The organism is Providencia sp. PROV156 (genome assembly GCF_028480905.1).
GTDB lineage: Bacteria > Pseudomonadota > Gammaproteobacteria > Enterobacterales > Enterobacteriaceae > Providencia > Providencia hangzhouensis.
Genome location: NZ_JAMPPE010000002.1, coordinates 22,090 through 35,711 on the forward strand (window position 1 = coordinate 22,090; position 13,622 = coordinate 35,711).

General features: G+C 42.7%; 9 protein-coding genes. All 9 read left to right on the top strand.

Annotated features, from left to right (window positions below; all coding sequences use genetic code 11):
- The first annotated feature begins 15 nt into the window (after positions 1-15).
- The 9 genes from atpD (at position 16) to PSF31_RS01445 (ending at position 13,240) form a co-directional block, all read left to right on the top strand.
- Positions 16-1,398: a F0F1 ATP synthase subunit beta gene (gene atpD / locus PSF31_RS01405; RefSeq protein WP_004906293.1), complete on the top strand. Its 1,383-nt coding sequence runs from the start codon at positions 16-18 to the stop codon at positions 1,396-1,398.
- A gap of 21 nt (positions 1,399-1,419) precedes the next feature.
- Positions 1,420-1,845, top strand: coding sequence for a F0F1 ATP synthase subunit epsilon (locus PSF31_RS01410; RefSeq protein ID WP_004906291.1), 426 nt, complete (start codon positions 1,420-1,422; stop codon positions 1,843-1,845).
- A 126-nt stretch (positions 1,846-1,971) separates the two neighbouring features.
- Positions 1,972-3,342, top strand: coding sequence for a bifunctional UDP-N-acetylglucosamine diphosphorylase/glucosamine-1-phosphate N-acetyltransferase GlmU (glmU, locus tag PSF31_RS01415; protein ID WP_094962007.1), 1,371 nt, complete (start codon positions 1,972-1,974; stop codon positions 3,340-3,342).
- A 207-nt stretch (positions 3,343-3,549) separates the two neighbouring features.
- Positions 3,550-5,382 carry a glutamine--fructose-6-phosphate transaminase (isomerizing) gene (glmS, locus tag PSF31_RS01420; protein ID WP_036959190.1) on the top strand — a complete coding sequence of 611 codons (1,833 nt, stop codon included), beginning with the start codon at positions 3,550-3,552 and terminating at the stop codon, positions 5,380-5,382.
- 139 nt (positions 5,383-5,521) lie between these two features.
- On the top strand, positions 5,522-6,352 hold the full coding sequence (locus PSF31_RS01425) for a TnsA endonuclease N-terminal domain-containing protein (protein WP_096863679.1): 831 nt from the start codon (positions 5,522-5,524) through the stop codon (positions 6,350-6,352).
- Positions 6,339-8,423, top strand: coding sequence for a DDE-type integrase/transposase/recombinase (locus PSF31_RS01430; RefSeq protein ID WP_096863678.1), 2,085 nt, complete (start codon positions 6,339-6,341; stop codon positions 8,421-8,423). The genes PSF31_RS01425 and PSF31_RS01430 overlap by 14 nt, the downstream gene beginning before the upstream one ends.
- A complete protein-coding gene (locus PSF31_RS01435; RefSeq protein WP_096863677.1) occupies positions 8,423-10,081 on the top strand; it encodes an AAA family ATPase in 1,659 nt (552 codons plus the stop codon). Before PSF31_RS01430 ends, PSF31_RS01435 begins: the two co-directional genes overlap by 1 nt.
- Before the next feature lie 2 nt (positions 10,082-10,083).
- Positions 10,084-11,601, top strand: coding sequence for a TnsD family Tn7-like transposition protein (locus PSF31_RS01440; protein ID WP_096863676.1), 1,518 nt, complete (start codon positions 10,084-10,086; stop codon positions 11,599-11,601).
- 10 nt (positions 11,602-11,611) lie between these two features.
- Positions 11,612-13,240, top strand: a complete 1,629-nt coding sequence (locus tag PSF31_RS01445; RefSeq protein WP_096863675.1) for a Tn7-like element transposition protein TnsE — start codon at positions 11,612-11,614, stop codon at positions 13,238-13,240.
- Positions 13,241-13,622 lie beyond the last annotated feature (382 nt).

The following is a 13,622-nucleotide window of genomic DNA, read 5'->3' on the forward strand; positions in this document are numbered from 1 at the left end:
CGTAGAGGATTCAAGATGGCTACTGGAAAGATTATCCAGGTAATCGGCGCCGTTGTGGACGTCGAGTTCCCTCAAGATGACGTACCAAAAGTGTACGACGCTCTTGAGGTTGTTAACGGTAAAGAAAAACTGGTGTTGGAAGTTCAGCAACAGTTAGGCGGTGGTGTTGTCCGTTGTATCGCAATGGGTACATCAGATGGCCTGAGCCGTGGTTTAGAAGTTGTAAACTTAGAGCACCCAATAGAAGTACCAGTAGGTAAAGCAACTTTAGGACGTATCATGAACGTTCTGGGTCAACCTATTGATATGAAAGGTGATATCGGCGAAGAAGAGCGCTGGTCAATTCACCGTGCTGCACCTAGCTATGAAGAATTAGCTAACTCAACAGAACTGCTGGAAACCGGTATCAAAGTAATGGACTTAATCTGTCCATTCGCGAAAGGTGGTAAAGTTGGTCTGTTCGGTGGTGCGGGTGTTGGTAAAACAGTAAACATGATGGAACTGATCCGTAACATCGCGATTGAGCACTCAGGTTACTCAGTATTCGCAGGTGTTGGTGAGCGTACTCGTGAAGGGAACGACTTCTATCATGAAATGACCGACTCAAACGTTTTGGATAAAGTATCACTGGTTTATGGCCAGATGAACGAGCCACCAGGAAACCGTCTGCGCGTTGCGTTGACTGGTCTGACTATGGCTGAAAAATTCCGTGACGAAGGTCGTGACGTACTGCTGTTCGTTGACAACATCTATCGTTATACACTGGCAGGTACTGAAGTATCAGCACTGTTAGGCCGTATGCCTTCAGCGGTAGGTTATCAGCCAACGCTGGCGGAAGAGATGGGTGTTCTGCAAGAACGTATTACCTCAACTCAAACAGGTTCTATCACTTCCGTTCAAGCGGTTTACGTTCCTGCGGATGACTTGACTGACCCATCACCAGCAACCACCTTTGCTCACTTAGACGCAACGGTAGTTCTGAGCCGTCAAATCGCATCACTGGGTATTTACCCTGCGGTTGACCCTCTGGATTCTACTAGCCGTCAACTTGACCCACTGGTTGTTGGTCAAGAGCACTATGATGTTGCTCGTGGCGTTCAGTCTATTCTGCAACGTTACCAAGAACTGAAAGATATCATTGCAATCCTGGGTATGGATGAACTGTCTGAAGAAGACAAACTGGTTGTTGCTCGTGCTCGTAAGATCCAGCGCTTCCTGTCTCAACCATTCTTCGTTGCTGAAGTATTTACCGGTTCACCAGGTAAGTTCGTTTCTCTGAAAGACACTATTCGTGGCTTCAGTGGGATCCTGAACGGTGATTACGACCACCTGCCAGAACAAGCGTTCTATATGGTTGGTACCATTGAAGAAGCTGTGGAAAAAGCTAAAAAGCTTTAATCCAGCTGACAGGAGGTTGATATGGTAGCTGCAATGACATACCACCTGACTGTAGTGAGTGCTGAAAAACAAATGTTTGAAGGCATGGTACAGAAAATTCAGGTGACAGGTAGTGAAGGTGAGCTGGGGATTTACCCGCAGCATACCCCGCTGCTGACTGCCATAAAACCGGGCATGGTACGTATTACCAAACAGTTTGGTGAAGAAGAGCTAATTTACCTCTCCGGCGGTATTTTAGAAGTACAACCAAATGGTGTTATCGTACTCGCTGATACAGCGATCCGTGGTAAAGATTTAGACGAAGCTCGTGCAGTGGAATCTAAACGCAAAGCGGAAGAACACGTCCGTAAAGCTCACGGCGATGTTGATTATGCTCAGGCATCAGCAGAACTTGCAAAAGCAATAGCGAAACTTCGAGTCATCGAGTTAACTAAAAAGCTAATGTAATGATAGCGGTATAGTAAAAAAAGCCAGTTGGTTAAGTCTAACTGGCTTTTTTATTTGAGCGAAATATGTAGTAATTTATAAAGGAAATAGGTTTACTTTCATCCCTAAGTTGGAGTTTCAGGAAAAATGACTGTGCAAAGAAAAAGTGTCGTGATTTTAGCTGCCGGTAAAGGCACACGGATGTATTCAGAGCTACCTAAAGTTTTGCATTTGCTTGCAGGCAAACCAATGGTTCAGCATGTTATAGATACAGCAAAATCCATTGGTGCATCAGATATTCATCTGGTATACGGACATGGCGGTGATTTACTGAAAGAAAAACTGGGTGAGCAAAACCTCAATTGGGTATTGCAGGCGGAGCAACTCGGTACGGGCCATGCGATGCAACAAGCTGCCCCTAGCTTCCAAGATGATGAAGATATTGTCATGCTCTATGGTGACGTGCCATTAATCGCTAAAGATACCTTGGACAGGCTGATTGAAGTCAAACCACAAGGCGGTATTGGTTTACTGACGGTTATCTTAGATAACCCAACAGGGTATGGCCGTATAATTCGTGAAAATAATGAAGTTGTCGGTATTATCGAGCAAAAAGATGCCAGTGAAGAGCAACGTAAAATCCAAGAAATCAATACAGGAATTATGGTTGCTAGTGGCAAAGATTTTAAACGTTGGTTGGCACAACTGAACAACGATAACGCACAAGGCGAATATTATATTACTGATATTATTGCATTAGCACATAAAGAAGGTAATAAAATTGCAACCGTTCATCCTAAACATTTAAGTGAGATGGAAGGCGTGAATAACCGCCTACAACTAGCTGCGTTAGAAAGAGTTTATCAGAAAGAACAAGCGGAAAAACTGTTATTAGCTGGCGTGATGTTGATTGACCCTGCACGTTTTGATCTGCGCGGAACGCTGACTCATGGGCGCGATATTATTATTGATACTAACGTGATTATTGAAGGTAATGTCACATTAGGGAATAACGTACATATTCAATCTGGCTGTATATTAAAAGACTGTGTGATTGGTGATAACTCGGTTATCAGCCCATATTCAGTGATAGAAAACTCTGAATTGTCAGCCGAATGTACAGTTGGCCCTTTTGCGCGTTTACGTCCAGGTGCTAAATTAGCAGCCAAAGCACACGTCGGTAATTTCGTCGAAATGAAAAATGCCTCTTTAGGTTTAGGTTCTAAAGCGGGTCATTTAAGTTACCTCGGGGATGCCCAAATTGGTGATAATGTGAATATTGGCGCAGGTACCATCACTTGTAATTATGATGGTGCCAATAAACATAAAACCATTATTGGTGATGATGTGTTTGTAGGGTCTGATACTCAGTTAGTTGCGCCAGTTTCTGTTGCCAAAGGTGCAACAATAGGCGCTGGCACGACGGTTACACGTGATGTGAATGAAGACGAACTTGTCGTTAGCCGTGTAAAACAAATGCATATTAAAAACTGGCAACGTCCAGTTAAGAAAAAATAAGTAAATATTGAGGAGAGGTAGCAATATCTTTCCTATTATAAATGCGAATTAATCGCGAAAATTAAAATAGCTACTCAAGGTAGCAATATAAAAATAATATCCCCATTTTCTACAAGGCTGGGGAGCAGTGAAAACTGTACAACAATTAGGTTGCGACAAATGAAGGTTTCTCAAGAAAGGAACCTTTTGTCTAGGAATCAAAAAAATATGTGTGGAATTGTAGGTGCTGTTGCACAACGTGATATTGCAGAAATTCTGTTAGAAGGTCTTCGTCGTCTTGAGTATCGTGGTTATGATTCAGCTGGTATGGCTGTCGTTGATCACGAAGGTCATTTGCAACGCTTACGTGAAGTCGGCAAAGTGCAAATGCTAGCTGAAGAAGCGGAGAAAAACCCAGTATCGGGTGGAACGGGGATTGCACATACCCGTTGGGCGACTCATGGTATTCCAAGTGAACGCAATGCTCATCCGCATACCTCTGGTTATATTGCAGTTGTTCATAACGGCATTATTGAAAACTATTTAGAACTGAAAGATGAACTGAAAAAACTCGGTTATGTCTTTAGTTCAGAAACTGACACTGAAGTGATTGCGCACCTTGTTCACCATGAGCAACAAAAGGGCGGTTCGCTGGTGGAAGTAGTTCAACGTGTTATCCCACAATTGCGCGGTGCTTACGGTACTGTGATTATGGATAGCCGTATTCCTGAATTATTAGTCGCCGCACGTTCTGGTAGCCCATTGGTTATTGGTTTAGGTGTGGGTGAAAACTTTTTAGCATCAGACCAATTAGCGCTGTTGCCTGTGACTCGTCGCTTTATTTACCTTGAAGAAGGGGATGTTGCCGAGGTCACTCGTCGTACTGTTCGTATTTTTGATAAAAGTGGTGAAGCTGTCGATCGCGAGCAAATTGAATCAAACGTTCAATATGATGCGGGCGATAAAGGCGTTTACCGTCATTACATGCAAAAAGAGATTTATGAACAGCCGATGGCGATTAAAAACACCCTTGAAGGGCGTTTTAGCAAAGATAATGGCATTGATTTAAGCGAGTTAGGTCCTCGTGCGAGTGAAATTTTATCTCAAGTTGAACATATCCAAATTGTAGCTTGCGGGACATCTTACAATGCTGGCATGGTTGCACGTTATTGGTTTGAGTCTTTGGCCGGTATTCCATGTGATGTGGAAATCGCTTCAGAGTATCGCTACCGTAACCCTGCGCACCGTAAAAATAGCTTAATGATTACGCTATCCCAATCAGGTGAAACCGCTGATACACTGGCAGCATTGCGTTTATCGAAAGAGTTAGGTTATTTGACCTCTTTAGCGGTATGTAACGTCGCAGGTTCTTCACTGGTACGTGAATCTGAATTTGCTTTGATGACCAAGGCAGGGGCAGAAATTGGTGTGGCATCCACTAAAGCATTTACCACACAGTTAACCGTCTTACTGATGTTAGTTGCGTATATGGGCCGCTTGAAAGGTGCTAATCCTGAGCTTGAAGAAAACATTTCTCACGCTCTACATGCGCTACCGGCTCGTATTGAAAGCATGTTATCGCAAGATAAAGTTATCGAGGCATTGGCAGAAGATTTCTCAGATAAACATCACGCATTGTTCTTAGGTCGCGGTGATCAGTTCCCTATTGCAGTTGAAGGGGCTCTGAAATTAAAAGAGATTTCTTACATTCACGCAGAAGCGTATGCAGCGGGTGAGTTAAAGCACGGCCCATTAGCGTTAATTGATGCCGATATGCCTGTTATCATCGTTGCACCTAACAATGAGCTGTTAGAAAAACTGAAATCAAACATTGAGGAAGTCCGTGCGCGTGGTGGTTTGCTGTATGTATTCGCTGACCAAGATGCAGGCTTTGAAGCCAGTGAAAATATGAAAATTGTTTCGCTACCTCATGTTGAAGAACTGATCGCACCAATTTTCTACACTGTTCCTCTGCAACTGTTGTCTTATCACGTTGCATTGATTAAAGGCACAGACGTTGACCAACCACGTAACTTGGCGAAGTCGGTGACGGTTGAGTAATTCAGCTGATTGAAATATAAATAAATGTCGGTAGACATTAAAGTTTGGAACTGTGACATTAAAGTTTGAAACTGTACCACTAAAGTTGAAAACTTTTTAAACCCGGTTAAACTGATTAAAAGTTGACCGGGTTTTTGTTATGGCAAAATCAAAGTACGTTTTAACTGAAAAGCAGATCATCAAGCGGATAAGTGAAGGCCGAGGTGCAGGAAGGCTTTCTGGCTATAAGCCGTGGCTGTATGTCAATGAGGTTCCTTCAGAAGGTCGATCTCAGAGAGTTTACTCTCACCTAACGGGGCGGATTCATCATGTACTATCGGATCTTGAGTTCGCAGTCTTTCTCCTTCTAGACCATAACCCTGCCGTAACAGACATTCGTGAGCAGTTTCCACTCAACAGATATGACACTCTCAATATTTCCAAGGACGGTCAACTTTGGCACCCTTCGCAAGGAGGGGTAAATCTTGTCATGTCCTCTGACTTTTTGGTTAGCACCGCTTCTAAAACTCAGCCCAAGTTCGCTATTCAAGCAAAATATTCCAAAGACTTAAAAGATCCGAGAACTATTGAGAAGCTAGAAATAGAACGCCGTTATTGGCAGCTAAAAAGAATCCCCTGGTTCCTCGTAACAGATAAAGAGATAGACAAAACAGTCGTATCGAATATTGAGTGGTTATACGGGGTTAAGGGGTACTTTGATGAAGTAATAACGGATGAGCTATCGCTTACTTTTGGGCATGTCAGTGCTTATTTTGTTCAACACCCAGAAAGAAAAGTCGTTGATCTGTGTAAAGAGTATGACATGGCATACCAGCAAGATCTTGGTCAGTCGCTTTATGATATTCGTTTAATGTGTGCAGCAAGGCTTATAACGTTCGATATTCGTTTACCATTTCATCGTTTGAAAGCGAAAGAAATTGCGTTTAGAAGCGTTTCTTTGTTCGGGGGGCATCGTAATGTGGCCAGTTAACGAAACTCTAGCGTTTGACGGTAAGGCTTACCGCGTGCTTTTTACCGAGACAAATTACTTCTATTGGATTGCTATTGATGAGGATAAAGGTTTACCGGAAAGAGTCTATTTTGATGAATGCCGTAACTGGGTTGATGAAGGGCGTATAGAAAAAATTCCGGACCCTTATTCATACCTTCAAGGAGAGTCTTGGACCAAAGAGTCAAATGCATATCAGAAAAGGCAGAACGACTTTGATTTGATTAAGCCTATCGTAGATGGTGAAGGAGCATTTGACAAAAGGGTTCGAGCAAAAAGGGTTAGTCATGCGGTTGCCAATTCAAATAAAACCAAATCGACCATCTATCGTTTAGTTCGGAGATATTGGCAGCGTGGACAAATAAAAAATGCCCTAATACCAGACTACAAAAACTCAGGCGCTGCCGGAAAGAGAAGAAACTTCACAACAAATAAAGCTGGTAAGTCTAGGGTTTACGGTGTCGGTGATGGCAAACAAGTCACTGAAGAAATCAGAAAACAGTTCCGAATTATTTGTGATAAATATTTGATGAATGATAAAGGGAACTCCGTTGCTTATGCACATAGAAAGTTTTCAAAAGCATATAAGTTAAAGAACCCAGGTGTTGAAGAGCATGAAATTCCAACACTCCGCCAATTTAGATACTTCTACAAAACCGAGTATAGCAATGTCACAAAGCTTACCGTTCAAACACCTCAAGGCAATTACAATAAAGATGTTAGGCCACTACATGGAACTGCAACCGAGCAAGCTTTAGGCCCAGGGAGTCGATATGAGATTGATGCCACCATTGCAGATATTTACTTGGTCGATGATGACGATGCAGACAAGGTTATCGGTCGGCCGACGATTTATATGGTCATTGATGTTTTTAGCCGTATGGTTGCAGGGTTTTATATTGGTTTCGATAACCCATCTTTTCCCGTTGCAATGAAAGCACTGATATGCAGCTTTAGCAGCAAAATAGAAACTTGCGCAAAATATGGTATCGATATTTCAGAAGAACAGTGGCCATGCATAGGCATTCCCGATGTGTTGCTGGCTGATCGTAGCGAATTGATGAGCCATCAAGCAAATTATTTGGTTGATGCTATTGGTGTTCGCCTTGAAAGTGCTCCACCTCGAAGAGGCGATGCTAAAGGCATTGTCGAGAGATCATTTGGTACATTGCAGGCTAAGTTCAAGCCCTATATGCCAGGTGTCGTAACTGGTAACAAGGTTAAGAAGCATGGTGAAAGAGACTATAGAGTTGAAGCTGCTGTGGCGAGATCAGACTTTATTGAAATACTGCTCTATTCAATACTTGCTCACAACTTAAACAAGCCATTGGATAAGTACGATCGTGCTCCTGATATGCTAGAAAGCCTTCCATCGATCCCTATTGAGCTTTGGAGGTGGGGCCTACAGAATCGTACTGGGCGTTTACGAGCTATTGATACGGATATTGCAAAAATACTGCTGTTACCTCGTCAAAAAGTCACTGTATCTGAATTGGGCATAAAGTTATGGGGATTAACCTACACAGGAAAAGAAATTATTCAGACAGGTTGGATGCACCGTTCTTCGGAAGTGTCTAGACCTAAAAAACTATTTGCAGCCTATGAGCTTGGTTCTGCTAATCACATATATCTGTTTCCTGAAGAAGGAAAAAATACATTTTGGGTTTGTGATCTTTCTAGTCGAAGTAGAGAGTTCCGTGATCTAACTTGGTATCAAGTATGGGAGCGTCAAGCAGATCAAAAGCAGATTTTAGCTGAAGCTAAGTATCAATTTGCACCCGTAGAACGAGATTTTGATGATCTTCTTGAAAAGAAACTGAAGAAAGCTACAAAAAATCGTAAAACCAGTACATTGAGCAACGCGCAAAAGATAAATGACATCAAAGGCAATAAACGGAATGCGCGAGAGCAAGAGAGAAAGGAACTAGCAATACAGCCCGCGAGGGCAAAACAAGAAGAAGTTGCACCGGTTATACCTATACATGGAGAGGAGGAAAGTTATCAACTGCCTGACTTCATACAGGAGCTCTTTGATGATGAGGGTGATAGCTGATGAAGAGAAATCAAGATCATCGTGTAGTTGCAGTCTATCAAGGTGCAACACTCTCAGCTTATCGAGGTAACCCGCTGATAGAGGCACTACCACCAATAAATAGTTTCTTGGACGACTCGAGTGCTCTAAAGGGCTCGTTGAGGTGTACCGCAGAAGATATCCATCGAAATGGTATTGAAAGAGCGCATAGTATCTGTCGTGTTATTGATGATTTTTTTCAACCCCTCAGTCAGCACATACAGTTGCACGAACGACTGTCACTGATGATACGGCGTGGTTATGTTGGAAGAAACCCCGAAACAGGTGATTGGGCAAGACATATACAAAATGGTTACGAACGTGTATTAACTGGTGATTTAAAGGCGATAAAGTTCACGGAAGTTAGTTCTACAGCCCAAAGTATGACATTGATTGGATGTAGCGGTAATGGCAAAACAACAGCGATCAAGCAGCTTTTGTCGTTATACCCTCAAGTTATTTACCACCCTAACAGAAACCTTGAGCAAGTCGTCTATCTAAAAATTGACTGCTCCCATGATGGATCACTTAAAGAGCTGTGCTTGAACTTTTTTCGTGCGATGGATAGAGCGTTAGGAACATCAAATTACGAAAGACAATACTCGATGAGCAAAAGACCGAGTATTGAAACACTTTTAGCAGCAATGGCTCAGGTTGCAAATGCTCACGCAGTAGGTGTTCTTATTATTGATGAAATACAGCACCTTAGTCGTTCTCGCTCTGGTGGCTCTGAGAAAATGCTCAATTTCTTTGTGACGTTAGTAAATACCATTGGTCTTCCTGTGATTTTGGTCGAGACACCACGAGCTCGTGAGATATTTGAGGCTGATATGAGATCTGCAAGGCGAGGCTCTGGTCATGGAGCGATTTTTTGGGATCCAATGGAAGAAGGAAGAGAATGGAAAGCGCTCACGGATAAGTTATGGACTCTTCAATGGCTACAAAAACGTGATGAGGTGCTGTCGGATGACATTCGTTCTCTATGGTATGGCCTGAGCCAAGGTGTTCTAGATATTGTGGTTAAGCTATATGTCTTGTGTCAGTTGAGAGCAATAGCGACAAAAGTAGAAAGGATCACACCTAAATTAATGCAACAAGTTTATGAGGATGAATTAAAACCTGTTCATCCAATGCTAGCAGCGCTTCGCTCAGGTGATGTTGAAGAAATGATTAAGTTTTCAGATCTTAAACTAAGCAATACTGATAAAAGGTTACTTGAGTTACAAAAACAGGTAGCAACAACTGTTAAGCAGACACCAGAGGAGTTTGCATATCAACAGCTCAGAACCGATGAAGAGCGACGTGTATATATGGCCCTAAAAGACGAGTTTGACTCAACACTTTTAGCTCCTGTAATACGACAGCTGTTTGACCTGAATCCAGATTTGACATGGGTCAGCTTACTGCCACTGGTACATGAGCAACTCACTAACCCTGAACAGTTACTATCTAAAAAAGAGCCTAAGCCAAGTAAAGGCAAGAGGGCCTCCTCAATTAAACAGGAGCAATGGCATACCCTTGATAGTGAGGATTTGAGGTTTGTTCACTCTCAATCTGATTCTGATAGCGAAGTGTACACCGCAATGTCAAATTCGGGTCTGATTCTAGACATTCAGTCATTACTAGAAAAGGCGGTTTAATATTGCGTTGCTTCCCTGTCCCTTACCCAGATGAATTAATCTATAGCTTAGTAGCTAGAGCTGGAATTCGCAGTGTGATAACAAGCTCTAAACAGCTACTAGATGAAGTGTATGGTGACAGAAAAGTGATTGCGACAATTGACCTGCCTAGTCATTTATCTTCAATATCAGAGCAGCTAGTTAACACGGGACGATTTGACGTCCAACAGCTTATTTATGAACATACAATGTTCCCGATTTACGCTCCTTTTGTTGACGAAAGCATTAGGGTTAGAGCGATGGAGCGAATGGAACATTGCGCTAAGGGCTCTGTTCATCTAATGCTAGGAGCCCCAGCTTCTATTGTAAAAACATCAGATGATTTTTGTGTTTGCCCAGCTTGTGTCGCGGAGCAAAAACAAAAATTTGGGGAAAGTTATTGGTCTAGGTTGTGGTTTTTACCATCCTTACCTTATTGCCCTGAGCACGGCCTTCTGAATAAATCGACAACCTCTTACCATGATAGTCGGCACACGTACCATGCATGTGGCCGAATACAATGTCAGCCCTTTTTATGTAACCACCAGAATATAACAGCGCAGCGGTTTGCTTACTTAGCGAGCAAAGCTAAAGAGGTAATGTGTTTACCAGCCCAAGGCTCCCCGACTCAGCATCAATGGAGCCTTTTCTACAATCATCTAGCACACGACTTTGGGTGTGGAAAAGGCCCTAAACAGGTTGCTCACGATAAGATTGCGGACTTAGTTGTAAGCAAGATCGTTACCCCTGAGCTAACCATCAATTCTGATAGAGATACTAACTGGCTTCGCACGTTATTTCGCCGTCATCGTAAAGCTTTTAGCTATCTACAGCACTTAACGGTTTGGTGTGCTTTTATTCCTGAAATGTCGGCTAGTGAGATCATAAAAGAAGTAAAATCAAAAGATAAAGTGACGGTATCGATCCCGAAGGACAATGCTCAGCTTGTGCCAAATCCAAGTGAAGAAAAACGTGAGCTGTGGCGTCACTTAATAGGTAACGCCCCGGTTAAGAGAGCACGCAAACTTCCTGGTGGTGGTGCACTGTATGCTTGGCTGTACCGAAATGATAGAGATTGGCTATTAGCTTTCAATCGAGTCCATCAATCCCAACCTCATGTAAGGCAGAAAAAAGTAGATTGGAGAGCAAGAGACCGATCACTAACTAAGCAGCTTATTAGGATTGTAGAACGATTAGATACTGTTGTTGATGGTCCTCGAAGAAGCAAAAATTTCTTACTTAAGCAGCTAGATGATTACGGTTCGGTGAGCAAAAAACTGAACTTATTACCCTTGCTATCTTTTGCTTTGAATCGGTATCAAGAAAGCGTCTTTGAGTTTCAAGCTCGTCGGCTAGTCATAGCTGTAATCGCAAAATCAAAAACAGGTTCAGGAATGAGTCGCTGGCAATTGATGCGTTCAGCAAGCCTTCCTAAAGAAAGAATAGTGCCAATTGTCGACGACTTACTTGGCTGGGTAGCCACGGGATCAAATCTAAAATAAGGATGTACTGATGGGAGCGAGGTTTTACAAGTGTGATGATGATGTGCGTGTAGTTCATACTGGTAAGATATTGGTGCGGGAAAGTGATAAGTCTTACCGGCCTTTAATTGAGGTTTGGTGCTATCCCCCACAGCAGAAAAATAATTTTCATGCGACTGCATTTTCTAACGTTCCTGCTTTGTATCGAGGAAAAATAATTAATCAAAGAGGGTTATCAGAAAGTTACGCTAAACGAGGGCGTCATAAATTTAGAAGTAATGAGCTCCTTCGACACAGTAACTTGAGTGAGTTCCCCGACTCAGAGTCAGCAGAGTCTTTGAGAAAGAAAGAGTCAGCGCAACATGCATTTGTATTAGACCGAGGCGCTGCCCCTAAACTGATTATTCCTCAGCTAGAGTTGGCAAGGGTCCTATTTTATGCCAGCTCTTACTTATCGCGAGCGTCATTAATGTCTTCTCGTTTGCTTACAGACTTCAAGGTCGAAGTTAACACCAAGGAGGACTATGCCAATATCAAAGTGTTGCAAACATCAAACTTTCCTCCTTCGGCATTCAATGATTCAGCAACAAGAGCAATGTTGAGCTGGTTACTTGTTGATAGTAATGCAAAGCGTTCATTTGAGTCGATTTTTATATATTTCAACGTCGAAAAGGACCGAGATGTATCTGCGGGGTATAAGCGTTGGCTATTTCACTTCGATCCTCCCCAAATGGCTGGATGGTCTTTCGAATACGAAGGCAGGCTTGATGCAAGTGGCCGCTACTTTCTGGTTGAAAAGATCACGGATATTGAAATTAATGCTCAAATGCCGTCTAGGGTCTATTTCCATAACCCGTCTTTTACGCATCCAGATGAAGGCCAAGAGCCAACCATTGGTGGCAAAGGCCCTGAACCATACGAGCGTCCAGAAGATCATATTATCGATGATAATCGTGAGGCTTCCGATGCTAACCATGCATTCTTACTAGGTGAAAATACCTGCTCAGTAAGGTTTAAAAATCGTTTTTCAACGTCGAAAGCAACAACCCCCAAAAGAAGTCATCGGCCAGATAGTAGCAAAGATGCAGCTAAGAAAGCTGGTGAGCAGGTCAGTACCAATGAGCCTGGTAGTAATGGTGAGATACCTTCGGCAGACATGGGAGGAGGTATGCAAGATTGCACTGATCGATCGGAGGAGTATGCTTCTCGTTTTACGGCCTTTAACATGATGGTGCAAATGCTAGAGGAAAAATACGCCTGTACAATCATTGACTCGTACACTCATGAGCTGGATCAGGTTGGACGTAGTAAATGCCACTTGATTGACTCTGATGCAAAGAGAACGATTCGTTGCGTTGTCGTGGAGCGAAATGGTCGTGTGAATTACTTGCTCGAAGTTGATGTAACAGGCCTGAGTAAATGGATCTCCACAAAATGTATACGGCAGATTGATACTCGCAATTGGAAAGAGCAGTTTTCTCGAATCAAAAAAGGCGTAGTGACAAAGTCTCTGGGATGGCCGACAAAGGAAATGGATTCCATGTTTGGCTTCAAAAAGCATATTGGTATTTCTCACCCGAAATCCGTTGAAGGACACCCTACGGGAATTCCTACAGAATCAATCTTAGATTGGGCAGGAAGAGTCGCAGATAAACTCTAGCTTACAGATCAAAAGTGGTCGCTTAGTCTTCCCTACAAAATAATTTGTGATAGGATGATACCTAATAAAATTAATTAGGTTGAAGCCTATTCAGTGTTTTATGGCCATCTGTCCAGCTTCAACCACTAGAGATTGATTAGTCATTGCGGATAAAGAGCAGCTTTATGCCATGCTTTTCAATGTGATTACGCGATGTCTGACGGTACTTTATAAACAGAGTTTTAATAAACTGGTTGAATTGGATAAACAAGACGCATGACAAATGATGGTCTGAGACAAACAGTAGTGGCGAAGCCAGATAGGCTTTTGCAGATAGCGCAGTTGCCACAAGCAACCAGAGATCGCATTGCCCACATCGATTTCACCTTATTGTTTAAGGGAG